This window comes from Pseudomonas sp. WC2, from assembly GCF_050586545.1.
Taxonomy (GTDB): Bacteria; Pseudomonadota; Gammaproteobacteria; order Pseudomonadales; family Pseudomonadaceae; genus Aquipseudomonas.
In genome coordinates this window covers 67291-91883 of record NZ_JBOBDR010000007.1, presented here as the reverse complement: position 1 = coordinate 91883, position 24593 = coordinate 67291, and the positions used below count along the sequence as shown (strand labels likewise).

24 protein-coding genes are annotated in these 24593 nt (G+C 59.0%); 14 read left to right on the top strand and 10 right to left on the bottom strand.

Annotated elements, in window-relative coordinates; translation table 11 throughout:
- The first annotated feature begins 378 nt into the window (after nt 1–378).
- The 4 genes from ACQ4OE_RS10555 to ACQ4OE_RS10540 all read left to right on the top strand — a co-directional run bounded on the left by ACQ4OE_RS10555 (nt 379) and on the right by ACQ4OE_RS10540 (nt 4544).
- On the top strand, nt 379–1410 hold the full coding sequence (locus ACQ4OE_RS10555) for an amino acid ABC transporter substrate-binding protein (protein WP_064118413.1): 1032 nt from the start codon (nt 379–381) through the stop codon (nt 1408–1410).
- A 66-nt stretch (nt 1411–1476) separates the two neighbouring features.
- On the top strand, nt 1477–2658 hold the full coding sequence (locus tag ACQ4OE_RS10550) for an amino acid ABC transporter permease (RefSeq protein ID WP_122595049.1): 1182 nt from the start codon (nt 1477–1479) through the stop codon (nt 2656–2658).
- Nucleotides 2659–2668: 10 nt separating this feature from the next.
- Complete coding sequence (locus ACQ4OE_RS10545) at nt 2669–3766, top strand: amino acid ABC transporter permease (protein WP_008080192.1); 1098 nt, start codon at nt 2669–2671, stop codon at nt 3764–3766.
- 13 nt (nt 3767–3779) lie between these two features.
- Entirely contained in the window at nt 3780–4544 is a 765-nt protein-coding gene (locus ACQ4OE_RS10540) for an amino acid ABC transporter ATP-binding protein (protein WP_008080191.1), read from the top strand.
- A gap of 50 nt (nt 4545–4594) precedes the next feature.
- Here the strand turns inward: ACQ4OE_RS10540 and ACQ4OE_RS10535 are convergent, their stop codons facing one another.
- Together ACQ4OE_RS10535 and ACQ4OE_RS10530 are read right to left on the bottom strand one after the other, a co-directional pair.
- Complete coding sequence (locus ACQ4OE_RS10535) at nt 4595–5080, bottom strand: type II TA system antitoxin MqsA family protein (protein ID WP_430946604.1); 486 nt, start codon at nt 5078–5080, stop codon at nt 4595–4597.
- Complete coding sequence (locus tag ACQ4OE_RS10530) at nt 5077–5388, bottom strand: type II toxin-antitoxin system MqsR family toxin (RefSeq protein WP_430946603.1); 312 nt, start codon at nt 5386–5388, stop codon at nt 5077–5079. Before ACQ4OE_RS10530 ends, ACQ4OE_RS10535 begins: the two co-directional genes overlap by 4 nt.
- Before the next feature lie 166 nt (nt 5389–5554).
- Here ACQ4OE_RS10530 and ACQ4OE_RS10525 point away from each other — a divergent pair, with 166 nt between their 5' ends.
- From ACQ4OE_RS10525 to ACQ4OE_RS10505, 5 genes are all read left to right on the top strand, one after another.
- On the top strand, nt 5555–6214 hold the full coding sequence (locus tag ACQ4OE_RS10525) for a FadR/GntR family transcriptional regulator (protein ID WP_430946602.1): 660 nt from the start codon (nt 5555–5557) through the stop codon (nt 6212–6214).
- A complete protein-coding gene (locus ACQ4OE_RS10520) occupies nt 6204–7508 on the top strand; it encodes a CynX/NimT family MFS transporter (RefSeq protein WP_122595045.1) in 1305 nt (434 codons plus the stop codon). The genes ACQ4OE_RS10525 and ACQ4OE_RS10520 overlap by 11 nt, the downstream gene beginning before the upstream one ends.
- A gap of 110 nt (nt 7509–7618) precedes the next feature.
- Entirely contained in the window at nt 7619–8089 is a 471-nt protein-coding gene (locus ACQ4OE_RS10515) for a nuclear transport factor 2 family protein (protein WP_430946601.1), read from the top strand.
- Between the two features lie 39 nt (nt 8090–8128).
- Nucleotides 8129–8431 (top strand): GIY-YIG nuclease family protein, encoded by a 303-nt coding sequence (locus tag ACQ4OE_RS10510; protein ID WP_122595043.1) that lies wholly within the window; start codon nt 8129–8131, stop codon nt 8429–8431.
- Nucleotides 8432–8515: 84 nt separating this feature from the next.
- Entirely contained in the window at nt 8516–9451 is a 936-nt protein-coding gene (locus ACQ4OE_RS10505; protein ID WP_430946600.1) for a glutathione S-transferase family protein, read from the top strand.
- 116 nt (nt 9452–9567) lie between these two features.
- Here ACQ4OE_RS10505 and ACQ4OE_RS10500 read toward each other — a convergent pair whose 3' ends face one another.
- Both ACQ4OE_RS10500 and yejK read right to left on the bottom strand, forming a co-directional pair.
- Nucleotides 9568–9918, bottom strand: coding sequence for a glutaredoxin family protein (locus ACQ4OE_RS10500; RefSeq protein ID WP_430946599.1), 351 nt, complete (start codon nt 9916–9918; stop codon nt 9568–9570).
- Nucleotides 9918–10922 (bottom strand): nucleoid-associated protein YejK, encoded by a 1005-nt coding sequence (gene yejK / locus ACQ4OE_RS10495; RefSeq protein WP_007909053.1) that lies wholly within the window; start codon nt 10920–10922, stop codon nt 9918–9920. The genes ACQ4OE_RS10500 and yejK overlap by 1 nt, the downstream gene beginning before the upstream one ends.
- A gap of 395 nt (nt 10923–11317) precedes the next feature.
- Here yejK and ACQ4OE_RS10490 point away from each other — a divergent pair, with 395 nt between their 5' ends.
- Nucleotides 11318–11599, top strand: coding sequence for an HU family DNA-binding protein (locus ACQ4OE_RS10490; RefSeq protein WP_003221909.1), 282 nt, complete (start codon nt 11318–11320; stop codon nt 11597–11599).
- A gap of 95 nt (nt 11600–11694) precedes the next feature.
- On the opposite strand, the gene rlmF is transcribed toward ACQ4OE_RS10490, so the two are convergent.
- From rlmF to ACQ4OE_RS10460, 6 genes are all read right to left on the bottom strand, one after another.
- The gene (gene rlmF / locus ACQ4OE_RS10485) at nt 11695–12714 is read right to left on the bottom strand and encodes a 23S rRNA (adenine(1618)-N(6))-methyltransferase RlmF (protein WP_122595040.1); all 1020 of its coding nucleotides are present in this window, start codon (nt 12712–12714) and stop codon (nt 11695–11697) included.
- A 192-nt stretch (nt 12715–12906) separates the two neighbouring features.
- Nucleotides 12907–13383, bottom strand: coding sequence for a hypothetical protein (locus ACQ4OE_RS10480; protein ID WP_430946598.1), 477 nt, complete (start codon nt 13381–13383; stop codon nt 12907–12909).
- 163 nt (nt 13384–13546) lie between these two features.
- Complete coding sequence (locus ACQ4OE_RS10475) at nt 13547–16393, bottom strand: valine--tRNA ligase (protein ID WP_430946597.1); 2847 nt, start codon at nt 16391–16393, stop codon at nt 13547–13549.
- Between the two features lie 197 nt (nt 16394–16590).
- Nucleotides 16591–16986, bottom strand: a complete 396-nt coding sequence (locus tag ACQ4OE_RS10470) for a DNA polymerase III subunit chi (RefSeq protein WP_122595037.1) — start codon at nt 16984–16986, stop codon at nt 16591–16593.
- 8 nt (nt 16987–16994) lie between these two features.
- Complete coding sequence (locus ACQ4OE_RS10465) at nt 16995–17423, bottom strand: DNA polymerase III subunit chi (protein WP_122595036.1); 429 nt, start codon at nt 17421–17423, stop codon at nt 16995–16997.
- Between the two features lie 60 nt (nt 17424–17483).
- Nucleotides 17484–18974 carry a leucyl aminopeptidase gene (locus tag ACQ4OE_RS10460; protein WP_430946596.1) on the bottom strand — a complete coding sequence of 497 codons (1491 nt, stop codon included), beginning with the start codon at nt 18972–18974 and terminating at the stop codon, nt 17484–17486.
- Between the two features lie 475 nt (nt 18975–19449).
- Here ACQ4OE_RS10460 and lptF point away from each other — a divergent pair, with 475 nt between their 5' ends.
- The 4 genes from lptF to lepB all read left to right on the top strand — a co-directional run bounded on the left by lptF (nt 19450) and on the right by lepB (nt 24458).
- Nucleotides 19450–20571 carry an LPS export ABC transporter permease LptF gene (gene lptF / locus ACQ4OE_RS10455; protein WP_430946595.1) on the top strand — a complete coding sequence of 374 codons (1122 nt, stop codon included), beginning with the start codon at nt 19450–19452 and terminating at the stop codon, nt 20569–20571.
- On the top strand, nt 20564–21625 hold the full coding sequence (gene lptG / locus ACQ4OE_RS10450) for an LPS export ABC transporter permease LptG (RefSeq protein ID WP_430946594.1): 1062 nt from the start codon (nt 20564–20566) through the stop codon (nt 21623–21625). Before lptF ends, lptG begins: the two co-directional genes overlap by 8 nt.
- A gap of 173 nt (nt 21626–21798) precedes the next feature.
- On the top strand, nt 21799–23598 hold the full coding sequence (lepA, locus tag ACQ4OE_RS10445; protein ID WP_430946593.1) for a translation elongation factor 4: 1800 nt from the start codon (nt 21799–21801) through the stop codon (nt 23596–23598).
- Between the two features lie 5 nt (nt 23599–23603).
- Complete coding sequence (gene lepB, locus ACQ4OE_RS10440) at nt 23604–24458, top strand: signal peptidase I (protein ID WP_122595031.1); 855 nt, start codon at nt 23604–23606, stop codon at nt 24456–24458.
- Nucleotides 24459–24593 lie beyond the last annotated feature (135 nt).

The following is a 24593-nucleotide window of genomic DNA, read 5'->3' as shown; positions in this document are numbered from 1 at the left end:
AAGTTTTGCTATTGACCTGTCGCTCAAACGCTTCAGCGGCCGGTGTGGTACGGGCTTTGCTATGGCTTCAAGCGTGCAACCGATCCCGCGCCTGGCGGTAACACTATCAGTGTACCCCTCGGGACGGGATGCAAAGAATCCGGTGATGGATGTTCGCCAATGGCCGCTACGGGCTTAGCGAACGTGAAAGGGCTACAGCCCGTTCGGCCGATTGGTGAGAAGTGAGTTGTCCATGATGTGGATTTTCTCCTGAAAGACTCATAGCGAAGGTCCTGATGTCGGTTGACCCCAAAAAAAGCCAACACGGGTCGACAATGCCTCAAAAGGGTGCGACTGGACTCAAGCTCCGACACAACAAGAGCAAAACTGGAGGTTTGAATGAAGATGTTGAAATCCACCCTGGCGATCGTGACTGCAGCAACAGTACTCGGCGTCAGCGGGTTCGCTCAGGCGGGTGCAACCCTGGATGCAGTGCAGAAGAAAGGTTTCGTGCAATGTGGCGTGAGCGACGGTCTGCCGGGTTTCTCGGTACCGGACGCGACCGGCAAGATCCTCGGGATCGACGCTGACGTCTGCCGTGCTGTGGCCGCTGCCGTATTCGGCGACGCCAACAAGGTCAAATTCAGCCAGTTGAACGCCAAGGAGCGCTTCACCGCGCTGCAGTCCGGCGAGATCGACATTCTGTCGCGCAACACCACCATGACCAGTTCGCGTGACGCGGGCATGGGCCTGAAATTCCCGGGCTTCATTACCTACTACGACGGCATCGGCTTCCTGGTTAACAACAAGCTGGGCGTGAAAAGTGCCAAAGAGCTGGACGGTGCAACCATCTGCATCCAGGCCGGTACTACCACCGAGCTGAACGTTTCCGACTACTTCCGTGGCAACGGTCTGAAATACACCCCGATCACTTTCGACACCTCCGATGAAAGCGCCAAGTCGCTGGAATCCGGTCGTTGCGACGTGCTGACCTCCGACAAGTCCCAGCTGTTCGCCCAGCGCAGCAAGCTGGCCTCGCCGAAGGACTACGTGGTTCTGCCAGAAACCATTTCCAAAGAACCACTGGGCCCGGTCGTACGTAACGGCGACGACGAGTGGCTGGCCATCGTGCGTTGGGTTGGCTACGCGCTGCTCAACACCGAAGAAGCCGGCATCACTTCGAAGAACGTCGAAGCTGAAGCCAAGTCGACCAAGAACCCGGACGTCGCCCGTATGCTCGGCGCTGACGGCGAATACGGCAAAGACCTGAAACTGCCGAAAGACTGGGTTGTGCAGATCGTCAAACAAGTCGGCAACTACGGCGAAATCTTCGAGAAAAACCTCGGCAAGAGCACTCCGCTGGAGATCGACCGTGGTCTGAACGCCCTGTGGAACAACGGCGGCATTCAGTACGCACCACCAGTGCGCTAATGGTTCTATCGCCCGGCGGGCCAACCGCCGGGTGATGTTCTTGTTCCATTTTTTCCGGGGCACTTCATGCAAAATTCAATCGGCGCACCAAAGCAGAGGCTCAGCCTCAGCGATCCACGAGTGCGTGCGTGGCTATTCCAGATCATCACCATCGTGGCGGTGGTCTCGCTGGGCTGGTTTCTGTTCGACAACACGCAAACCAACCTGCAACACCGGGGTATCACCTCCGGTTTCGACTTTCTCGAGCGCAGTGCCGGGTTCGGCATCGCTCAACACCTGATCGACTACACCGAAGCGGACAGCTATGCCCGTGTCTTCGTCATCGGTCTGCTCAACACCCTGTTGGTGACGGTGATCGGCGTGGTTCTGGCGACGATTCTCGGCTTCATCATCGGTGTGGCGCGGCTGTCGCAGAACTGGATCATCAGCAAACTGGCGACGGTGTACGTGGAAGTCTTCCGCAACATTCCGCCGCTGCTGCAAATCCTGTTCTGGTACTTCGCGGTATTCCTGACCATGCCGGGGCCGCGCAACAGCCATAACTTCGGCGACACCTTCTTCGTCAGCAGCCGTGGCCTGAACATGCCGGCCGCGCTGGCCGCTGATGGTTTCTGGGCGTTCGTGATCAGCATCGTGGTGGCCATCGTCGGCATCGTGCTGATGTGCCGTTGGGCCAACAAACGCTTTGAAGCGACCGGCGTGCCGTTCCACAAGTTCTGGGTGGGCCTGGCGATTCTGCTGGTGATCCCGACCTTGTGCGCACTGATCTTCGGCGCTCCGCTGCACTGGGAAATGCCCGAGCTCAAAGGTTTCAACTTCGTCGGTGGCTGGGTGCTGATCCCGGAACTGCTCGCGTTGACCCTCGCCCTGACCGTGTACACCGCAGCGTTCATCGCCGAGATCGTGCGTTCCGGCATCAAGTCGGTCAGCCACGGCCAGACCGAAGCGGCGCGTTCGCTCGGCCTGCGCAACGGCCCGACCCTGCGCAAGGTGATCATCCCGCAAGCGTTGCGCGTGATCATTCCGCCGCTGACCAGCCAATACCTCAACCTGGCGAAAAACTCTTCGCTGGCGGCCGGAATCGGTTACCCGGAAATGGTTTCGCTGTTCGCTGGCACCGTGCTCAACCAGACCGGTCAGGCGATCGAGGTGATTGCCATCACCATGAGCGTGTACCTGGCGATCAGTATCAGCATTTCCCTGCTGATGAACTGGTACAACAAGCGCATTGCGCTGATCGAGCGGTAAGGAAAAGCGCATGAGTACTCATACTTTCAAACCCGACATGCCCCCACCGAACAGCAGCATCGGCGTGGTGGCGTGGATGCGCGCGAACATGTTCTCCAGCTGGCTCAACACCCTGCTGACCCTGTTTGCGTTCTACCTGATTTATCTTGTCGTGCCACCGATCCTCAGTTGGGCAATCATCGATGCCAACTGGGTCGGCACCACCCGCGCCGACTGCACCAAGGACGGCGCCTGCTGGGTGTTCATTCAGCAGCGTTTCGGCCAGTTCATGTACGGCTATTACCCGGCTGAATGGCGTTGGCGCGTCGACCTGACCGTGTGGCTGGCGGTGATCGGCGTGGCGCCACTGTTCATCTCGCGCTTCCCGCGTAAAGCGGTGTACGGGCTGAGCTTCCTGGTGATCTACCCGATTGTTGCCTGGTGCCTTCTGCACGGCGGCGTGTTCGGCCTGCCACAGGTGGCGACCAGCCAATGGGGCGGCCTGATGCTGACCCTGGTGATCGCCACCGTTGGTATCGCCGGTGCCTTGCCGTTGGGGATTGTGCTGGCGCTGGGCCGACGCTCAAACATGCCGGCGATTCGTGTGGTCTGCGTGACCTTCATCGAATTCTGGCGCGGCGTGCCGTTGATCACCGTGCTGTTCATGTCCTCGGTGATGCTGCCGCTGTTCCTGCCCGAAGGCATGAACTTCGATAAGCTGCTGCGGGCACTGATCGGCGTGATCCTGTTCCAGTCGGCCTACGTCGCTGAAGTGGTGCGCGGCGGTCTGCAAGCGATTCCCAAAGGTCAATATGAAGCCGCTGCTGCGATGGGCCTCGGTTACTGGCGTTCGATGGGCCTGGTGATTCTGCCGCAAGCCCTGAAGCTGGTGATCCCGGGCATCGTCAACACGTTCATTGCGCTGTTCAAGGACACCAGCCTGGTGATCATCATCGGCCTGTTTGACCTGCTCAACAGCGTCAAACAAGCCGCTGCCGATCCGAAATGGCTGGGCATGGCCACCGAAGGCTACGTGTTCGCCGCCCTCGTGTTCTGGATTTTCTGTTTTGGTATGTCGCGCTATTCCATGCATCTGGAACGCAAGCTCGACACTGGCCACAAGCGTTAGGAGTTCTCTGTAAATGAGCGAAGCAATCAAAAAGCCAGTGGGCCCTGAAGGCATTATTCAGATGCAGGGCGTCAACAAGTGGTACGGCCAGTTCCACGTGCTGAAAGACATCAACCTCAACGTCAAGCAGGGCGAGCGGATCGTCCTGTGCGGCCCGTCGGGTTCCGGCAAGTCCACGACGATTCGTTGCCTCAATCGTCTGGAAGAGCACCAGCAGGGCCGCATCGTCGTTGACGGCGTGGAACTGACCAACGACCTCAAGCAGATCGAAGCGATCCGCCGCGAAGTCGGCATGGTGTTCCAGCACTTCAACCTGTTCCCGCACCTGACTATTTTGCAGAACTGCACGCTGGCGCCGATGTGGGTGCGCAAGATGCCCAAGCGCAAGGCCGAGGAAATCGCCATGCATTACCTGGAACGCGTACGCATTCCAGAGCAGGCGCACAAATTCCCGGGGCAACTGTCCGGCGGTCAGCAGCAGCGTGTGGCGATTGCTCGTGCACTGTGCATGAAACCGAAAATCATGCTGTTCGATGAGCCGACTTCAGCGCTCGATCCGGAGATGGTGAAAGAGGTGCTGGACACCATGATCGGTCTGGCGGAAGACGGCATGACCATGCTCTGCGTGACCCACGAAATGGGCTTTGCGCGCACCGTGGCCAACCGCGTGATCTTCATGGACAAAGGCGAAATCGTTGAGCAAGCGGCGCCGAACGACTTCTTCGATAACCCGCAGAATGAGCGGACGAAGTTGTTCTTGAGTCAGATTTTGCATTGATGGATTGTGGGTAAAACCAACCCGGCCTTGTGCCGGGTTTGTTTTTTGGGTCAGGAGACGGTGAGCGGTTCCTGCTCTTTGTGCTCAGTGAACTTGAATGCCCCTCTCAAATCAGCCCCTTCGGCCAAAACTCTCGCATCGGCGAGTAAGTGAGGATAGCGATCCAGTAGGCGCATAAGCAGCATCAATGCCTTCGGCGGAAGTACCTCACCGCGTTCGTAGCGTGAAAATGCGTTGTGCCCGCCCCCTGAAAGCAATTGCACCGTTTCCTTTTGAGTCAGGTGCAGTTTGCGACGGATCTTTTTCATTTCGTTACCGACCATTTTTCTACAGGCAATAACGAGCTCATCGCATGCGTCCGAATACCGCTGCCCGCACTCGTCATCCAGTTCCACTTCACCGCACTTCTGGCACTCCCAGCCCGACAAGTCGTCGATCCGACGCTCCATTCCCTTGGCGCTCAAGGTTTCGCCTCGACCCTCGAAATGCACCATGCCTACCGGGGCACCGCAACTGACACACTGCTGCGTGTTCATGAATTGTTCTCCTTGAAAGAGATCACGGGTGGGCGCCTGTCGTAGTGATATGACACCTTGATGTAAATCTCCAAGCCATGTGATTGGATGTGATACACGTCCTGCCAAATACGGTGATCGTCATAAGTCGTCATCGATTTGTACAGCATGCCGCGCTGTAGTTTGAGAACGATTTCTTGCATCTCTTCGAGCGTCAGTTTGAGTTCAGTTCCCGTCTTTCTTGCCGTGTGCGTGAATGCTCTCCAGCCGAGTCGCCTGATGTCCGCCTTGATCACCGTCAAGTCGTAATGGGGTGTGTTCTTTTCCATAAGAAAGCAAAACCCTGTCCCTGAAATTACCCTTAAAGGGTAATTTTGACCAATCGAAAATACCGCTCCATGTGTCTCCGATTCACCCTAGGTGGTTGCCGTCCTACGTGGGTCTGACTAACATGTCAGAAAATTCATCCTATGATTGGATGAAAGGGCGAATCCTATGTCAGACATTTCTCCACTCATTAAGCGATCTTTGGTCGATCAGGCCCTGGATCAGCTTCGTCAGCGCATCAACAGCGGTGCCTGGCAGGTCGGCGAGCGTTTGCCGACCGAACCCGAGCTCTGCGCCGAGCTGGGCATCAGCCGCAACACCGTGCGTGAAGCCATGCGCGTTCTGGCGTTTTCCGGGTTGATCGAGATTCGTCAGGGCGACGGCAGTTATCTGCGCGCAGTGGTCGATCCGATGGACACCCTGAAAGCGCTGTCGCAATGCTCGCTGGAACAGGCGCGGGAAACCCGGCACATCCTTGAGGTCGAGGCGATTGGTCTGGCGGCGTTGCGCCGCACCGAAGAAGACCTCGCCGCGTTGCGCGAAGCCCTTGGCACCAGCGGCAGCCACTACCATGGCGACCTCGACACCTACATCGCCTGCGATCTGGTGTTCCACCGCCGTCTGGTCGACGCCGCGCACAACCCGACCCTCAGCGAGCTGTATCGCTATTTCTCCAGCATCGTCGGCGCGCAATTGCGCCAGACCCTGAACATCGTGCCGCGCCGTCAGGAAGTGTTCGACCTGCACATCGAGTTGCTCGATGCGGTCGAACAACGCGACCCGGAGCGGGCCAAAGCCTTGTCGAGGCAGTTGATCAATGAACCTTGAAACCGAGAAATCCATGTCCCGCAGTGAGCTATCCACAACCCCGAAGCGCTCGGCAGAGCTTGAAGAACTGCTGATCGACGCCGAGGCCGACGACGAACAAGTCCAGCAAAGCCATCCGCTGGTGCGCCGACCGTGGCTGTTGCTGCTGGGGCTGATTCTGGTGGCGTTGAACCTGCGCCCGGCGCTGTCGAGCATGGCGCCGCTGCTCAGCGAGGTGTCGAAAAGCCTCGGCTTGTCGGCGGCTCAGGCCGGTTTGCTGACCACGTTGCCGGTGTTGTGCCTTGGTTTGTTCGCCCCGTTGGCGCCGATTCTGGCGCGACGTTTTGGAGCCGAACGGGTCGTGTTGGGGATTCTGCTGACCTTGGCCTGCGGCATCATTCTGCGCAGTAGCTTCGGTGAAATCGGTTTGTTCGCCGGCAGCGTGTTGGGCGGCGCGAGCATTGGCATCGTCGGCGTGCTGTTGCCGGGGATCGTCAAACGCGACTTCGCCAAACACGCCGGCACCATGACCGGCGTCTACACCATGGCGCTGTGCCTGGGCGCGGCGATGGCGGCGGGCACGAGTGTGCCGTTGAGCGAACACTTTGGTGGTGACTGGAAGGTCGGCCTCGGTTTCTGGGTCATCCCGGCGCTGGTGGCTGCGCTGTTCTGGTTGCCGCAAGTGGGGCAAAAACACGGCGCGCACAATGTCGCCTACCGCGTGCGAGGTCTACTGCGTGATCCGCTGGCTTGGCAGGTGACGTTGTACATGGGCCTGCAATCGTCGCTGGCCTACATCGTTTTTGGTTGGTTGCCATCGATCCTCATTGGTCGCGGGCTGACGCCGACCCAAGCGGGGCTGGTGCTGTCCGGCTCGGTGATCATCCAGCTCGCCAGTTCGTTGGCCGCGCCGTGGCTGGCGACGCGGGGCAAGGATCAGCGTCTGGCAATCGTCGTGGTGATGGCGCTGACCCTGGGTGGCCTGTTCGGCTGTCTCTATGCGCCGATCGAAGGCCTGTGGGGCTGGGCGATTCTGCTCGGGCTGGGGCAGGGCGGGACGTTCAGTCTGGCGTTGACCTTGATCGTCCTGCGCTCGCGTGATTCCCATGTCGCGGCGAACCTGTCGAGCATGTCCCAGGGCTTCGGTTACACGCTGGCGTCGATGGGGCCGTTCGCGGTCGGCGTGGTGCATGACTGGACCGGTGGCTGGAATGCCGTGGGCTGGATTTTTGGCATCATTGGTGCGGGCGCGATCATTGCCGGGCTGGGTGCCGGTCGGGCGCTGTATGTGCAAGTACAAAGCGAGAAGATCTGACAGCACATTGGTTTTGTGTGTTGTTGGTATTCGGTGGGCGAATGCCGATAGTGTTTCCGCTGATTGCGGATTATCGTGCTGGCAATCTGTACCTATCCTGGAGATTGCCCATGAGTGAAGTCCACGCCGCATTGATCACCCGCTTCTACGAGGCCTTCAAACGGCTCGACGCCGAGGCCATGGCCGCGTGCTACACCGATGACGTGGTGTTCAGCGATCCAGCCTTCGGCGAACTGCGCGGGCGCGATGCCGGCGACATGTGGCGCATGCTCACCACCCGGGCCAAGGATTTCTCCCTGACCTTCGACAACGTCCGCGCCGATGAGCGCAGCGGCGGCGCGCACTGGGTCGCAACTTATCTTTTCAGCCAGACTGGCAATATCGTCATCAACGATATTCAGGCACGTTTCGTCTTCCGTGACGGCAAGATCTGCGAGCACCACGACCACTTCGATCTGTGGCGCTGGTCGCGTCAGGCGTTGGGTTTCAAAGGCCTGCTCTTGGGCTGGACGCCGGTGGTGCGCAACGCCGTACGTGCGCAGGCGTTGAAGGGACTGAAGGCATTTCAGGCCGGTCGCTGATAAGATCGCGGCCTGTTTCCTACACGTCTTGATCCCGAAGTGACCAGCCTTAGCGAAAAATCTGTCGATGTTGCCGAACCAGTGAGCAAGTCCTGGTTCGTCTACCTCGTGCGTGCGGCCAACGGTTCACTGTATTGCGGGATCAGCGACGATCCGCTGCGCCGTTTCGCCAAGCATCAAAGCGGCAAAGGCGCGCGATTCTTCCTCTCAAGCCCAGCCATGGCGCTGGTTTACACCGAGCTGTGCCGCGACAAAAGTGATGCGTTGCGCCAGGAACGGCTGATCAAAAAACTCAAGAAGAGCGCCAAGGAATGCCTGGTTGCGTCTTATCAATCTGACTGATCGGTTCCCATCAGCCAGATCTGTAGGCTGCTAAGCAAATGCACGCTAAGCTGCCGACTCACTATCTGAGCGGCGGAGCCGAGCATGTCCGAGTTGATTCTCCATCATTACCCGACCTCTCCATTTGCCGAGAAGGCCCGCCTGCTGCTGGGCTTCAAAGGCTTGTCCTGGCGCTCGGTGCACATCTCGCCGGTGATGCCGAAACCGGACCTGACCGCCCTGACCGGCGGCTATCGCAAGACCCCGGTGCTGCAAATCGGCGCCGACATCTACTGCGACACTTCGCTGATTGCCCGTCGACTGGAGCAGGAAAAAGCTTCACCGACGTTCTTCCCTGAAGGTCAGGAGATGACCACCGCCAGTTTCGCCACCTGGGTTGATTCGGTGGTGTTTCAACATGCCGTGAGCCTGGTGTTCCAGCCGGAATCGGTCGCCGTACGTTTTGGAAAATTGCCGCCGGAAGCGATCAAGGCATTTATGGCTGACCGCGCCGGTCTGTTCAGCGGCGGCAGCGCCACCCGTTTGTCTGCCGAGCAAGCCAAGCATCAATGGCCGACGATCATGGCGCGACTGGAGCAGCAGTTGCAGCGCGAGCAGGGCGACTTCCTGTTCGGTGAGCCGTCGATTGCTGACTTCGCATTGGCGCATCCGCTGTGGTTCCTCAAGGCCACGCACGTCACTGCGCCGCTGGTGGATGAGTATCCGGCTGTCTCCACGTGGCTGGGTCGGGTGCTGGGCTTTGGTCACGGTGCGGCGAGCGAGATGAGCTCGGAAGAGGCGCTGGAGGTGGCGCGTAACGCGACGCCGGCGGCATTGCCGGATGAGCAATTCGTTGATCCGAACGGTTTCAAGGCTGGCCAGCAAGTGGCGATCTCGGCGACGGATTACGGGGTTGATCCGGTGGTTGGCGAGCTGCTGTTTGCCGGTCGCGAAGAGCTGATCATTCGTCGCGAAGACGAACGCGGCGGCGTGGTGCATGTGCACTTCCCGCGTTTTGGTTTCCGTATCGAAGCCCGCTAAAGATCCATTGTGGGAGCGAGCCTGCTCGCGAAAGCGGTGTGTCAGACAACAACAGTGTTGAATGATCAGCCGTCTTCGTCGGAACGCCGCCCGGAGCAGGCTCGCTCCCACATGGGTTACTTCAGAGCAGCGAGAATCTCGTCCGGATCAAACCCGCGAATCAACGTGCCGTTAACGTCGATCAACGGAATCCCGCGTCCACCCAATGCCTCATACGCCTTGCGCGCCTCGGCATCCTTCTCGATATCGAACTCCTTGAAGGGAATCCCCTTGCTGTCGAGAAAGCGTTTGGTCTGCTTGCAGTAGCCGCACCAGTCCGTGGCATACAGCACGACATTGGCTTGCGCCCGGGTCTGCTCGGCAACCATTTGCGACGGATTGAAGACCCGCTCGATCTTGCCCCAGTTCTGATACACCACGACCACCAGCAGAACCAGCGCAAACTTCTTCAGCACATTGCCGAGCATCAGTTACGGCGCTTCAACTGATCGGTGAGCGACGTTGGCAGGCCTTTGATCACCAAAGTGCCAGCCTCTTCGTCGTACTCGATCTTGGAGCCCAGCAGATGTGCTTCAAAGCTGATCGACAGGCCTTCGGCGCGACCGGTGAAGCGGCGGAATTGATTCAAGGTGCGTTTGTCCGCCGGAATCTCTGGCGAAAGTCCGTAATCCTTGTTGCGGATGTGATCATAAAAGGCCTTCGGGCGCTCTTCGTCGATAAGCTCCGAGAGTTCTTCCAGGCCCATCGGTTCGCCGAGTTTGGCCTGGCTGCTGGCGTAATCCACCAAGGTCTTGGTCTTCTCGCGGGCGGACTCTTCGGGCAGGTCTTCGCTCTCGACGAAGTCGCTGAAGGCCTTGAGCAGCGTACGCGTTTCGCCCGGGCCGTCGACGCCTTCCTGACATCCGATGAAGTCGCGGAAGTACTCCGAAACCTTTTTGCCGTTCTTGCCCTTGATGAACGAGATGTACTGCTTGGACTGTTTGTTGTTCTGCCACTCGGAGACGTTGATCCGCGCTGCCAGATGCAGTTGACCGAGGTCGAGGTGGCGCGACGGGGTCACGTCCAGCTCATCGGTCACCGCCACGCCTTCGCTGTGGTGCAGCAGGGCGATCGCCAGGTAATCGGTCATGCCTTGCTGATAGTGGGCGAACAGCACGTGGCCGCCGACCGACAGGTTCGATTCTTCCATCAGCTTCTGCAGGTGCTCGACCGCCACTTTGCTGAACGCGGTGAAGTCCTTGCCGCCTTCCATGTATTCCTTCAGCCAGCCGCTGAACGGGAACGCGCCGGATTCCGGGTGGAACAGGCCCCAGGCTTTGCCCTGTTTGGCGTTATAGCTCTCGTTGAGGTCGGCGAGCATGTTTTCGATGGCTGCAGACTCGGCCAGTTCCGTGTCACGGGCGTGCAGAACTGCGGGCGTGCCGTCGGGTTTTTTGTCGATCAGGTGGACGATGCAATGACGGATCGGCATGGGCTTCTCGGCTGTTGGAAGAGGGGAGGGCAGGCTCCCCCGAAAAAGCGCCCAGTGTACCGCAACCACTGGATTTGGCGCGGGTTGCAGGGCAAAACCGGGACGCGCCTTGGCGCTTATGCAGTTTTTTACCGGTTTAGAGCAATAAAGCTGACCAAATGGGTAGCTAGAGGCGGATATTTCCCCGTCTCTGTGCTAGTTTTGCCCGGTCTTACGCGAAGTCACTGCGTTAAGCGTGCAATCAGCATTTGTCAGGTCGAACCAAACCCTGATTTCGGCATCTATAACCCGACTCGTCGTGGTTATCGCCGAGGGTGCCAGATCCAGAAGATCGGGCTCGATGGCTGACACTGCACTCTGCAATCCATATGAATTTGATAGGGAAGGAACACTACATGGCTCTTACTAAAGACCAACTGATCGCCGACATCGCTGAAGCTATCGACGCGCCGAAAACCACCGCGCGTAACGCTCTGGACCAACTGGGCCAAATCGTTGCCGATCAGCTGGAAAACGGCGGCGAAATCACCTTGCCAGGTATCGGCAAGCTGAAAGTGACCGAGCGTCCTGCCCGCACTGGCCGTAACCCTTCGACTGGCGCTGCCATCGAAATCCCTGCGAAGAAAGTGATCAAGCTGGTTGTGGCCAAAGGCCTGACCGACGCTGTGAACAAGTAAGACGCAGCAATAAAAAACCGTGCACCGGAGCGATCCGGGCACGGTTTTTTTGTGTCTGCGATTTGTCGGCTGACTCGCAGGGGATCTGCGGTGTGTTAGCGAACCCAACGCTCGCGGCGCCAGATCTGCTGTTCGGACTTGGTCTGGAACGTCCACGCCACGAAACGGCTCTGCTTCTGCCCTTGCGACATCTCCACAACCTGGCTTTCCAGCACGCCGGCCTTTTTCAGCGCGGTTTCGATAGCTGGCAGGTTTGACGCTTTCGACACCAAGGTGCTGAACCACAGCACTTTGTGCTGGAAGTTCGCGCTCTCCGCGATCAGTTGCGTCACGAAGCGCGCTTCGCCGCCTTCACACCACAACTCCGCCGACTGACCGCCGAAGTTCAGCACCGGCAGTTTGCGTTTCGGATCGGCCTTGCCCAGTGCGCGCCATTTGCGCTCGCTGCCTTTGGTCGCTTCATCCATCGAGGCATGGAACGGCGGATTACACATGGTCAGGTCGAAACGTTCGCCAGGCTCCAGCAAGCCAATCAGGATGTGCTTGCGATTCTCCTGCTGGCGCAGTTGGATCACTTTGCTCAGATCGTTGGACTGAACGATGGCCTTGGCAGCGGCCACGGCGGTTGGGTCAATCTCCGAGCCGAGGAAGTGCCAGCGGTATTCGCTGTTGCCGATCAGCGGATACACGCAGTTGGCGCCCATGCCGATGTCCAGCACGTTGACGATCGCGCCACGCGGGACTTTGCCGTCGTTCATGCTCGCCAACAGGTCCGCGAGGAAGTGCACGTAATCGGCACGGCCCGGAACCGGTGGGCAGAGGTAGTCCGCCGGAATGTCCCAATGCTGGATGCCGTAAAACGACTTGAGCAGCGCCCGGTTGAACACGCGCACCGCATCCGGGCTGGCGAAGTCGATGCTTTCCTTGCCGTACGGGTTGGTGATCACGAACTTCGCCAGCTCTGGCGTGGTCTTGATCAGCGCCGGGAAGTCGTAGCGACCCTGATGGCGATTGCGCGGGTGCAGGCTGGCCTTTTCACGCGGCTCAACGGCTTTGGCCGGGGTCGCGGTGTCAGGCTTCTTGCGCGCAGGTTTGGGGGTGCGGGGGGCGTTCATGGGCGTGGTCGATTCGGGTATGGCTGAAAGTGGCGGCTATTGTCCCACATAAAAGCCGTTAGCGCGGTTGATCGAGTTTTCCCGTATGAGGAGTGAACCCGCCCGCCGCGCCGATTCTTCAGAGTGAATCAGGTCTGATGAAATGATTTCTTCTGTTTGTTTGCAACTGGTTGATCAGGGAAAGAGGGCCAATCAAACTTCCTCTGGATTGCTCAAGTAGGGTGCGTTGCGTTCCAGAATATTCAAGTTAAGTTGCAGTGGTAGTTGTCCGCCCAACTCAAAGCGTGCTGGAAAGTCAGCCCAGCCAAATTCAGAGCGTAGAATCTTTCCTTGTGTGGATAATTGAATCACTTGAGTGTCGCCAGTGATGTCGTTGAGTGTAATTTTCTTGCCATTAATGTCGAGCAGGTTGAAGTTGACATGGCTTTGCGTGTTGCTGCCAGTAAAGGCAATGCCATGCTGATCGATAACCTTGCCGAAGTGTTCACCTTCCGAACGGACGTAAAGGGTGTACTGATCCCCCGTGCAGCGGAAGTAAAAGGTGTCTGCAATACCGGTATAGGTTTTCGCCAATACCACGGCCTCGCGAGCGTAGCGTGTCGTCAGTCGTACGGGATGGTTGCCGACGCTCAAGGTTGCGAGAAAAGATTTTTGTCGATTGGTGATCATGCTGAATTCCTTTTCAGTATTAATAGGGGAAGTTGATGTTGCGGTCGCAGGTTATCGGTTTTTTACAGGGTGCGGGCGAAATTAAATATTAAGTAAATAACCAATAAAAAACGCCCCGGAGTTCGGGGCGTTTTCAAGTTTTGACTAAGTTGCAAAAAGTTTATTACAGGCTGGAGATTCTCGCGTGTTGTTCCGCAAGTTTGCCCAACGCCTGTTCAGCTTCTGCCAACTTGGCGCGTTCCTTGTCGATGACTTCGGCCGGGGCCTTGTCAACGAAACCGGCGTTGGACAGTTTGCCGCCAACGCGCTGGACTTCGCCCTGCAGACGCAGGATTTCCTTGTCCAGACGCGCCAGCTCGGCGCCCTTGTCGATCAGACCGGCCATCGGCACCAGCACTTCCATCTCGCCAACCAGTGCGGTGGCGGACAACGGTGCTTCTTCGCCAGCCGCCAGAACGGTGATCGATTCCAGACGCGCGAGCTTCTTCAGCAGCGCTTCGTTCTCGGTCAGGCGGCGCTGGTCTTCAGCGCTGACGTTCTTCAGGTAGATCGGCAGAGGTTTGCCCGGACCGATGTTCATTTCGCCACGGATGTTGCGCGTGCCGAGCATCAGTTCCTTCAGCCATTCGATGTCGTTCTCGGCGGCCGGATCGATGCGCTCTTCGTTGGCCACTGGCCAAGGTTGCAGCATGATCGTCTTGCCCTGAATGCCGGCCAGCGGCGCGATGCGCTGCCAGATTTCTTCAGTGATGAACGGCATGAACGGATGCGCCAGACGCAGCGCCACTTCCAGCACACGTACCAGCGTACGGCGAGTGCCGCGCTGACGTTCAACCGGCGCGTTCTCGTCCCACAGCACAGGCTTGGACAGTTCCAGGTACCAGTCGCAGTACTGGTTCCAGATGAACTCGTACAGCGCTTGTGCTGCCAGGTCGAAACGGAACTGATCGAGTTGACGGGTCACTTCGGCTTCGGTGCGTTGCAGCTGCGAGATGATCCAGCGATCCGCCAGCGACAGCTCGTAGGCTTCGCCGTTCTGGCCGCAGTCTTCGCCCTTGTCCAGAACGTAACGCGCGGCGTTCCAGATCTTGTTGCAGAAGTTGCGATAGCCTTCGACGCGGCCCATGTCGAACTTGATGTCGCGACCGGTCGAGGCCAGCGAGCAGAAGGTGAAGCGCAGGGCGTCGGTGCCATAGCTGGCGATGCCGTCGGCGAACTCGTCACGGGTCTGCTTCTCGATCTTCTTCGCCAGTTTCGGCTGCATCAGGCCCGAGGTGCGTTTCTGCACCAGTTCTTCCAGCTCGATACCGTCGATGATGTCCAGCGGGTCAAGGACGTTGCCCTTGGACTTGGACATCTTCTGACCCTGGCCATCACGCACCAGACCGTGCACATAAACGGTCTTGAACGGCACCTGCGGGGTGCCGTCCTCGTTCTTGATCAGGTGCATGGTCAGCATGATCATCCGGGCAACCCAGAAGAAAATGATGTCGAAGCCCGTCACCAGTACGTCGGTCGAGTGGAATTTCTTCAGGAACTCGGTCTTTTCCGGCCAGCCCAGGGTGGAGAACGTCCACAGGCCCGAACTGAACCAAGTGTCGAGTACGTCGTTGTCCTGTTGCAGCGCAACATCCGGGCCGAGGTTGTGCTTGGCACGCACTTCGGCTTCGTCGCGACCGACGTAGACTTTGCCCGACTCGTCGTACCACGCCGGAATCCGGTGGCCCCACCACAGCTGACGGCTGATGCACCAGTCCTGGATGTCGCGCATCCACGAGAAGTACATGTTTTCGTACTGCTTCGGCACGAACTGGATACGGCCATCTTCAACGGCAGCGATCGCAGGCTCGGCGAGCGGCTTGGTCGACACGTACCACTGGTCGGTCAGCCACGGCTCGATGATGGTGCCGGAGCGGTCGCCTTTCGGCACTTTCAGGCCGTGGTCGTTGACGATGACCAACAGGCCGGCGGCATCGAACGCGGCAACGATTTGCTTGCGCGCTTCGAAACGCTCAAGGCCGGCGTACTCCGCCGGAATCTTGCCGTCGATGCTGTCGTTCAGCGTGCCATCGAGGTTGAACACCTGGGCTGCCGGGAGCACGTTGGCGTTCTTGTCGAAGATGTTCAGCAGCGGCAGGTTATGGCGCTTGCCGACTTCGTAGTCATTGAAATCGTGGGCCGGGGTGATTTTCACGCAACCGGTGCCGAATTCAGGATCGCAGTAATCGTCGGCGATGATCGGAATGCGGCGGCCAACCAATGGCAGCTCGACAAATTTGCCGATCAGGGATTTGTAGCGCTCATCGTTCGGGTTTACCGCGACGGCGGAGTCGCCAAGCATGGTTTCCGGACGGGTGGTCGCGACGATCAGGAAGTCGTTGCCTTCAGCGGTTTTCGCGCCGTCGGCCAGCGGGTACTTCAGGTTCCACAGGAAACCTTTCTCGTCGTGGTTTTCCACTTCGAGGTCGGAAATCGCTGTGTGCAGTTTGGTGTCCCAGTTGACCAGGCGCTTGCCGCGGTAGATCAGACCGTCTTCGTGCAGGCGCACGAACGCTTCTTTAACCGCATCCGAGAGGCCGTCGTCCATGGTGAAGCGCTCGCGGCTCCAGTCGACGGACGAGCCGAGGCGGCGGATCTGACGGCTGATGTTGCCGCCGGACTGATCCTTCCACTCCCAGACCTTCTCCAGAAATTTTTCGCGGCCCAGATCGTGGCGATTCTGGCCTTGGGCTTCGAGTTGACGCTCCACCAGCATCTGCGTGGCGATACCGGCGTGGTCGGTGCCCGGCTGCCACAGGGTGTTGCGACCCTGCATGCGGCGGAAACGGATCAAGGCGTCCATGATCGCGTTGTTGAAACCGTGACCCATGTGCAGGCTGCCGGTGACGTTCGGCGGCGGGATCATGATGGTGTAGGAGTCGCCCGCGCCTTGCGGGGCGAAGTAGTTCTCGGACTCCCAGGTGTTGTACCAGGAAGTTTCAATGGCGTGCGGCTGGTAGGTCTTATCCATGCGCGGCGGGACCCTATTGGCATTTATTCAGGAAAAGCCGGGAAGTATAGCGGGGCATGGGGCCGAGGGCGAGCGGGGCGGGTCCGGTGGGGATCTAAATGTAGGAGTGAGCCTGCTCGCGATGCTGGCGCTGCGGGTTTTCAGGAAACCGCGGTGATGCTATCGCCAGCAGGCTGGCTCCCACAGGGAGTGCGGTGCTATTCGTATTGGCTTAGGAGGCGTTCCATCCGCGCATCGAGGCGGCGTTTGATTTCGGTTTCGATGTGCGGGGCGAAGTCGTCGATCACGTCTTGCATGATCAATTGCGCGGCGGCGCGCAGTTCGCTGTCGAGGTGGAGCAGGGCGTCCGGGCCTTTATTCACAGACGCCGCCGGTTGCGCGGCGGGTGTCGGGGTAGGCGCGGGAGGTGGTTCGACGGCTTTCGGCTCGTTGCCGACCGGATCGAACAGCATCGGAATCTGTTCCTGATCGCCGTCATCGACCGTGTCGGTCAGCAGTGGCGGTTGCAGGTTGTCGTCGCCGAGCAACTGGCGGATCGATTCGAGATCGTCCAGCAGATGTGCGGACTTTTGCTGCGGTTTCGGAGTGTCCATTGGAATGCTCAGAGTCGCTGTAAACGATGATCTTGCAGAGGATAGCCCTGTTCGCGGTAGAAACGAAAACTCTCCCGCGCGGCAGCGCGAATCGTCGGATCTTCCACCACCACTTCCGCCACTCGGGCGAACTTGTTGGCGAAGGCCGGGACTTTCAGGTCGAGATTGACCAGCAAGTCCTGATGCTGACCGCAGTCATCGCCCAGTCCCAGCACGATCAAACCGTCCGGCTCGCTGTCGGCGGGGCCGTGCGGCACGAACGCTTCGCCCTTGAACGCCCACAGGCGTGCATCGAGATCATCACGTTGGGCGGCATCGCTGCAATGCAGGTAGATGCGGTGGCCCATGCGCCAGGCTTTCTCGGTGAGCTTGCAGGCGAAGTCCAGGCGAGCCGATGGGTCGGCGCTGGGCAGGATATAGAAGTCGACTTTGGTCATTGCGGTTCCAGAGCGGCTAGCGGCGTCACCGCAAAGTGACGCCGCCGCCCATCAGCGGGTTCAGGCTTTGGCGCGGTCCAGCAGGTACTGGGTCAGCAGAGGCACTGGACGGCCAGTGGCGCCCTTATCCTTGCCGCCGCTGGTCCATGCGGTGCCGGCGATGTCCAGGTGCGCCCAGTTGAGGTTTTTGGTGAAGCGCGACAGGAAGCACGCCGCCGTGATGGTGCCGGCTTTCGGCCCGCCAATGTTGGCGATGTCAGCGAACGGGCTGTCCAGTTGCTCTTGGTACTCATCGAACAACGGCAGTTGCCAGGCGCGGTCATCAGCAGTCTTGCCGGCGCTGAGCAGTTGGCCGATCAGTTCGTCGTTGTTGCCCAGCAGACCCGAGGTGTGTGCACCCAGTGCCACGACGCAGGCGCCGGTCAGGGTAGCGATGTCGATCACCGCTTGCGGCTTGAAACGCTCGGAGTAGGTCAGCGCATCGCACAGCACCAGACGGCCTTCGGCGTCGGTGTTGAGGATTTCCACGGTCTGACCGCTCATGGTGGTGACGATGTCGCCCGGGCGGGTCGCATTGCCGCTCGGCATGTTTTCCGCGCAAGCGAGGATGCACACCAGGTTGATCGGCAGTTTCAGCTCAAGCACGGCACGCAGGGTGCCGAACACGGAGGCCGCGCCGCCCATGTCGTACTTCATTTCATCCATGCCGGCGCCTGGCTTCAGGCTGATGCCGCCGGTGTCGAAGGTGATGCCTTTACCGACCAGCGCGTACGGTTTTTCGGATTTCTTGCCGCCGTTGTATTGCATGACGATCAGGCGTGGCGGTTGCTCGCTGCCTTGGCCGACGGCGTAGAACGAACCCATGCCGAGGGATTTGATCTTCTTCTCGTCGAGGACTTCGACTTTCAGATCCTTGAACTCTTTGCCGAGGTTCTTGGCTTGTTCGCCAAGGAACGTCGGGTGGCAGATGTTCGGCGGCAGGTTGCCCAGGTCGCGGGTGAAGGCCATGCCGTTGGCGATTGCGGTGGCGTGATTCACGGCGCGTTGCACTTCGGCTTGTGCAGCTTTGATGGTCAGCAGGGTGACTTTCTTCAGCGCGCGAGGTTCGGCTTTCTGGCTCTTGAACTGGTCAAAGGTGTACTCGCCGTCCACCAGGGTTTCCGTCAGCAGACGGGTTTTGCCGTAGCTGTCGCGGTTTTTGACAATGACTTCGTCCAGCGCCAGCACGGCATCGCTGCCGTTCAGGCCTTTCAGCGTATTGAGGATGCCGGCAACGATTTTGCGGAATGGACGGTCGCCCAGTTCTTCGTCTTTACCTACGCCAACCAGCAGCACGCGCTCGGCTTTGAGGTTTGGCAGGCTGTGCAGCAGCAGGCTTTGACCGACTTTGCCGGCCAGATCGCCACGCTTGAGTACGGCGCTGATCGCGCCACCGCTCAGTTCGTCGACCAGTTTGGCGGCAACACCGAGTTTGCGGCCTTCGCCGACGGCAACCACCAGGGTGGCGGTTTTCAACGTTTCTGGGCTAACGCTTTTTACAACCAGTTCCATGTCCGGATCCCTGAATGAATGGTCAACACGCAGGCGCTCGACGGTGTCCGCAGTCGCCTGCTTATAAATAGAAGAGGCGCAGGCCAAAGCCTGCGACAAGGGCCGCAGTTTGAACCTCGCCCCCCGCGCCTGACAACCCTAGGGGGCGTTCTCAATTAGTTTCCACACCGCGTTGTCGCCTTAAAGCCAGCCAGGCAAGGCGCAGGCCGCTGGGAATGGTTGTTCCCTTTCCAAGGCCTGCAACGCAGACTGGCCGGCTTTAAGGCACAACCCGGCGCGGTGTGAAAACTAATTGAGAACGCTCCCTAGGTTGTACGATCTGTAACGGATTACCGAGATGGATGAGTGTGCGCAGTGACAGGCGCCCTCAATCACAGGATAATGCCGCATCTTTTTTCGACGGCTCTGCGTTGCGGGCCGGTCGATGTGTTTGCTTGTTTGGCCGCCTTAGCCTGACAACCCTGGAGTGTCTGGTTTGATCGTCTTCCGTTATCTGTCCCGCGAAGTCCTGCTGACCCTCAGCGCCGTAAGTGCGGTGTTGCTGGTCATCATCATGAGCGGTCGCTTCATCAAATACCTCGCTCAGGCCGCTGCCGGCCAGCTCGATCCGGGTTCCTTGTTCCTGATCATGGGCTATCGTCTGCCGGGTTTCCTGCAACTGATTCTGCCGCTGGGCCTGTTCCTCGGGATCCTGCTGGCCTACGGTCGCTTGTACCTCGAAAGCGAAATGACCGTGCTCTCGGCCACCGGCATGAGCCAGCAGAAGCTGTTTCGCATGACCTTGTTCCCGGCAACGCTGGTGGCATTGGTGGTGGCATGGCTGAGCCTCGGCCTGGCCCCGCAAGGTGCCAACCAGTTTCAGTTGCTGCTGAACAAGCAGGACGCCCTGACCGAGTTCGATACCCTCGAACCGGGCCGCTTCCAGGCGCTGCGTGATGGCACTCGGGTGACGTACACCGAGACCCTGAGCGACGATCGCGTCAATTTGGGCAGCGTGTTCATCTCGCAGAAAAACCTCGGTGCCGATCAGAAAGATCGCGGTATTTCCGTACTGGTGGCCGAAAAGGGCCGTCAGGAAGTTCGCCCGGATGGCACGCGCTACCTGATTCTCGACAATGGCTACCGCTACGACGGCAGCCCGGGTCAGGCCGATTATCGGGCGATCCATTACGAACTGTACGGTGTGCAACTGCCCAAGCCGGACGTCAGCGAAGAAGTCACCGACCGTGATGCCATGCCGACTTCGACTCTGCTGGGCAGCGACGACATTCGTTCCCGCACTGAGCTGCAATGGCGTTTGTCCCTGCCGTTGCTGGTCTTCATCGTGACCCTGATGGCTGTGCCGCTTTCGCGCGTCAACCCGCGCCAGGGGCGTTTCCTCAAGCTGCTGCCGGCGATTCTTCTTTATATGGCTTACCTGACCATCCTGATTGCCGCCCGCGGCGCCCTTGAAAAAGGCAAGATCCCGCCGGCCCTCGGCCTGTGGTGGGTGCATGCGATCTTCCTCGTCATCGGTCTAGGCCTGCTTTATTGGGAGCCGATGCGCCTGAAGATGGCCAGCCGTCGCTCTGCTGCGCTGGAGGTGACTCGTGGTTAAACTCGACCGCTACATCGGCAGCAGCGTATTCATGGCGATCATCGCTGTGCTGGCGATCATCCTCGGTCTGGCGACGCTGTTTGCCTTCATCGATGAGATGGGCGACGTCAGCGACACGTACACCTTGGTTGACGTGCTCAGTTTTGTACTGCTGACCGCGCCGCGGCGTCTTTACGAAATGTTGCCAATGGCAGCGTTAATCGGCTGTCTGATCGGCCTCGGCAGTCTGGCCAGCAGCAGTGAGCTGACGGTCATGCGTGCGGCGGGCGTTTCCATCGGCCGCATCGTCTGGGCCGTGATGAAGCCGATGCTGGTGCTGATGCTGGCCGGCGTGCTGATCGGCGAATACGTTGCCCCGGCTACCGAAAGCATGGCCCAGGCCAATCGCTCGCTGGCGCAAGGCAGTGGCGATGCGCAAAGTGCCAAGCACGGGATGTGGCACCGCCAGGGTGACGAGTTCATCCACATCAACGCCGTTCAGCCCAATGGTCTGCTGTATGGCGTGACCCGTTACCACTTTGATAAAGAGCGTCACTTGCTCAGCTCCAGCTTCGCCAAGAAGGCCGAGTTCGACGGCAATCACTGGCAGCTCACTGATGTGGCAACCACGGTTTTCCACGAGCGCAGCACTGAAGTGGTCAGCGCGCCGACCGAGCGTTGGGACGTATCGTTGAGCCCGCAACTGCTCAGCACCGTGGTCATGGCCCCGGAATCGCTGTCGATCAGTGGTCTGTGGGGTTACATCCACTATCTGTCCGAGCAAGGGCTGAGCAACGGTCGCTACTGGCTGGCATTTTGGGTCAAGGTGTTGCAGCCGCTGGTGACCGCCGCGCTGGTACTGATGGCGATCTCGTTCATCTTCGGTCCGCTGCGTTCGGTGACCCTCGGTCAGCGCGTGTTCACTGGCGTGCTGGTCGGCTTCACCTTCCGTATTGTTCAGGATTTGCTCGGGCCTTCGAGTCTGGTGTTCGGTTTCTCGCCACTGTTTGCGGTGCTGGTGCCGGCCGGCGTGTGTGCGCTGGCGGGTGTCTGGTTGTTGCGAAGAGCCGGCTGATGCACGCACGTTTGCCAGTGCTTTGAACCTCGAAAACGCCCCGGTCGACAGATCGGGGCGTTTTTGCATGCAATCCGGGTGACAGGCGAACGTGACGCTTGCGCCGTGTATCAGGTACAATTCCCGGCTATTTTTCGGCGGGCTATGCCTGCAGCCTTTTTGAGTGTTGATCCGTGAGTGATTTGAGTCATATCCGCAATTTCTCCATCATCGCCCACATTGACCATGGCAAGTCGACGCTGGCCGATCGCTTCATCCAGATGTGCGGCGGCCTGGCCGAGCGTGAAATGGAAGCCCAGGTACTGGATTCCATGGATCTGGAGCGTGAACGCGGGATCACCATCAAGGCCCACAGCGTTACTCTCTATTACACCGCCAAAGACGGCATCAAATACCAGCTGAACTTCATTGACACCCCGGGCCACGTTGACTTCACCTACGAAGTCAGCCGTTCCCTGGCCGCGTGTGAAGGTGCCTTGCTGGTGGTCGACGCCGGTCAAGGCGTTGAAGCCCAGTCCGTGGCCAACTGCTACACCGCGATCGAGCAGGGCCTTGAGGTCATGCCGGTATTGAACAAGATCGACCTGCCACAGGCCGATCCTGATCGCGTCAAGGAAGAGATCGAGAAGATCATCGGCATCGACGCCACCGACGCCGTCACCTGCAGCGCCAAAACCGGCCTGGGTGTCGACGAAGTGCTCGAGCGTCTGGTGCACACCATTCCTGCGCCGACCGGCAACATCGAAGATCCGCTGCAAGCGTTGATCATCGACTCCTGGTTCGACAACTACCTGGGCGTTGTCTCCCTGGTGCGCGTACGTCATGGCCGCGTGAAGAAGGGCGACAAGATTCTGGTCAAGTCCACCGGCAAGGTGCACCTGGTCGACAGCGTGGGCGTGTTCAACCCGAAACACACCGCTACCGCTGACCTCAAGGCCGGCGAAGTGGGCTTCATCATCGCCAGCATCAAGGACATTCACGGTGCACCGGTCGGTGACACCCTGACCCTCAGCTCCACCCCGGACGTTGAAGTGCTGCCCGGCTTCAAACGCATCCAGCCACAGGTTTACGCCGGTCTGTTCCCGGTCAGCTCCGACGACTTCGAAGATTTCCGCGAAGCGCTGCAAAAGCTGACCCTCAACGACTCGTCGCTGCAATACACCCCGGAAAGCTCCGACGCACTGGGCTTCGGCTTCCGTTGCGGCTTCCTCGGCATGCTGCACATGGAGATCATCCAGGAGCGCCTCGAGCGCGAGTACGACCTGGACCTGATCACCACAGCGCCAACGGTAATTTTCGAGCTGGTGTTGAAAACCGGTGAAACGATTTACGTCGACAACCCATCCAAGCTTCCGGATGTGTCGTCGATCGAAGACATGCGCGAGCCAATCGTGCGCGCCAATATCCTGGTGCCACAGGAACACTTGGGCAACGTCATCACCCTGTGCATCGAGAAGCGTGGCGTTCAGGTCGACATGCTGTTCCTCGGCAATCAGGTGCAAGTCACTTACGACCTGCCGATGAACGAAGTGGTGCTCGACTTCTTCGACCGTCTCAAATCCACCAGCCGTGGCTATGCTTCGCTGGATTACCATTTCGACCGTTACCAATCGGCTAATCTGGTGAAACTGGACGTGTTGATCAACGGCGACAAGGTCGATGCCCTCGCATTGATCGTGCACCGTGACAACTCGCACTACAAAGGTCGCCAGTTGACCGAGAAGATGAAAGAACTGATTCCTCGTCAGATGTTCGACGTAGCGATTCAGGCCGCCATTGGTGGTCAGATCGTCGCCCGGACCACCGTCAAGGCACTCAGAAAGAACGTATTGGCCAAATGCTACGGTGGTGACGTCAGCCGTAAGAAGAAACTGCTCGAGAAGCAAAAGGCCGGTAAGAAACGCATGAAGCAGGTCGGCAACGTGGAAATTCCACAAGAAGCCTTCCTTGCAGTGCTCAGGTTGGATAGTTAGGTCCTATGTCACTAAATTTCCCGCTGTTGCTGGTCATCGCCGTGTTCGTCTGCGGCCTGTTGGCGTTGCTTGATCTGTTGATCCTCGCACCGCGTCGGCGTGCTGCCATTGCCTCTTATCAAGGCAGCGTCAGCCAGCCCGATGTGGTGGTCGTTGAAAAACTGAACAAAGAACCGCTGCTGGTTGAGTACGGCAAGTCGTTCTTCCCGGTGTTGTTCATCGTGCTGGTGCTGCGTTCGTTCCTCGTGGAACCGTTCCAGATCCCGTCCGGCTCGATGAAACCGACCCTGGACGTCGGCGACTTCATTCTGGTGAACAAGTTTTCTTACGGGATCCGCCTGCCGGTGATCGACAAGAAAATCATCGAAGTCGGTGATCCGCAACGCGGCGATGTCATGGTGTTTCGCTACCCGAGCGACCCGAACGTCAACTACATCAAGCGTGTAGTCGGCCTGCCTGGCGACACGATTCGCTACACCGCTGACAAGCATCTGTTCGTCAACGGCGAGTCGATTGCCGAGCAGATGATCGGCTCCGAGCCAGGCACGCTGGGCAGCGCCGAGCTGTATAAAGAGAAACTGGGCGCCGCCGAGCATCTGATCCGCAAGGAAATGAGCCGCTACCGCGCCACCCCGGATCACACATGGACCGTGCCCGCCGGGCACTACTTCATGATGGGCGACAACCGCGACAACTCGAACGACAGTCGCTACTGGGATGATCCGAACATTCCCAAGGATCTGCTGGGCATGGTTCCCGACCAGAATATCGTCGGCAAGGCCTTCGCGGTCTGGATGAGCTGGCCGGAGCCGAAACTCAGTCACCTGCCGAATTTCTCGCGGGTTGGCCTGATCAAGTAATTACACACGGCGCTGTTGAACACAGCGCCGAATGCATTTCTGGAGCCGGCACAATCGGCTTCGCTATCGCCAGGATTTAATTTTTGAACACAGCGTTAATTGTCCCAGGCCTGCGCCGTATCCCGGCGATGGCAG

Coding starts and splice junctions, on each gene's coding strand:
- ACQ4OE_RS10555 (WP_064118413.1), top strand. CDS start 379: ATGAAGATGTTGAAATCCACCCTGGCGATCGTGACTGCAGCAACAGTA.
- ACQ4OE_RS10530 (WP_430946603.1), bottom strand. CDS start 5,388: ATGGAAAAGAACACACCCCATTACGACTTGACGGTGATCAAGGCGGAC.
- ACQ4OE_RS10500 (WP_430946599.1), bottom strand. CDS start 9,918: ATGCTCGGCAATGTGCTGAAGAAGTTTGCGCTGGTTCTGCTGGTGGTC.
- rlmF (WP_122595040.1), bottom strand. CDS start 12,714: ATGAACGCCCCCCGCACCCCCAAACCTGCGCGCAAGAAGCCTGACACC.
- ACQ4OE_RS10520 (WP_122595045.1), top strand. CDS start 6,204: ATGAACCTTGAAACCGAGAAATCCATGTCCCGCAGTGAGCTATCCACA.
- ACQ4OE_RS10550 (WP_122595049.1), top strand. CDS start 1,477: ATGCAAAATTCAATCGGCGCACCAAAGCAGAGGCTCAGCCTCAGCGAT.
- ACQ4OE_RS10505 (WP_430946600.1), top strand. CDS start 8,516: ATGTCCGAGTTGATTCTCCATCATTACCCGACCTCTCCATTTGCCGAG.
- yejK (WP_007909053.1), bottom strand. CDS start 10,922: ATGCCGATCCGTCATTGCATCGTCCACCTGATCGACAAAAAACCCGAC.
- ACQ4OE_RS10490 (WP_003221909.1), top strand. CDS start 11,318: ATGGCTCTTACTAAAGACCAACTGATCGCCGACATCGCTGAAGCTATC.
- ACQ4OE_RS10480 (WP_430946598.1), bottom strand. CDS start 13,383: ATGATCACCAATCGACAAAAATCTTTTCTCGCAACCTTGAGCGTCGGC.
- ACQ4OE_RS10515 (WP_430946601.1), top strand. CDS start 7,619: ATGAGTGAAGTCCACGCCGCATTGATCACCCGCTTCTACGAGGCCTTC.
- ACQ4OE_RS10535 (WP_430946604.1), bottom strand. CDS start 5,080: ATGAACACGCAGCAGTGTGTCAGTTGCGGTGCCCCGGTAGGCATGGTG.
- ACQ4OE_RS10475 (WP_430946597.1), bottom strand. CDS start 16,393: ATGGATAAGACCTACCAGCCGCACGCCATTGAAACTTCCTGGTACAAC.
- ACQ4OE_RS10545 (WP_008080192.1), top strand. CDS start 2,669: ATGAGTACTCATACTTTCAAACCCGACATGCCCCCACCGAACAGCAGC.
- ACQ4OE_RS10525 (WP_430946602.1), top strand. CDS start 5,555: ATGTCAGACATTTCTCCACTCATTAAGCGATCTTTGGTCGATCAGGCC.
- ACQ4OE_RS10460 (WP_430946596.1), bottom strand. CDS start 18,974: ATGGAACTGGTTGTAAAAAGCGTTAGCCCAGAAACGTTGAAAACCGCC.
- ACQ4OE_RS10465 (WP_122595036.1), bottom strand. CDS start 17,423: ATGACCAAAGTCGACTTCTATATCCTGCCCAGCGCCGACCCATCGGCT.
- lepB (WP_122595031.1), top strand. CDS start 23,604: ATGTCACTAAATTTCCCGCTGTTGCTGGTCATCGCCGTGTTCGTCTGC.
- ACQ4OE_RS10540 (WP_008080191.1), top strand. CDS start 3,780: ATGAGCGAAGCAATCAAAAAGCCAGTGGGCCCTGAAGGCATTATTCAG.
- ACQ4OE_RS10470 (WP_122595037.1), bottom strand. CDS start 16,986: ATGGACACTCCGAAACCGCAGCAAAAGTCCGCACATCTGCTGGACGAT.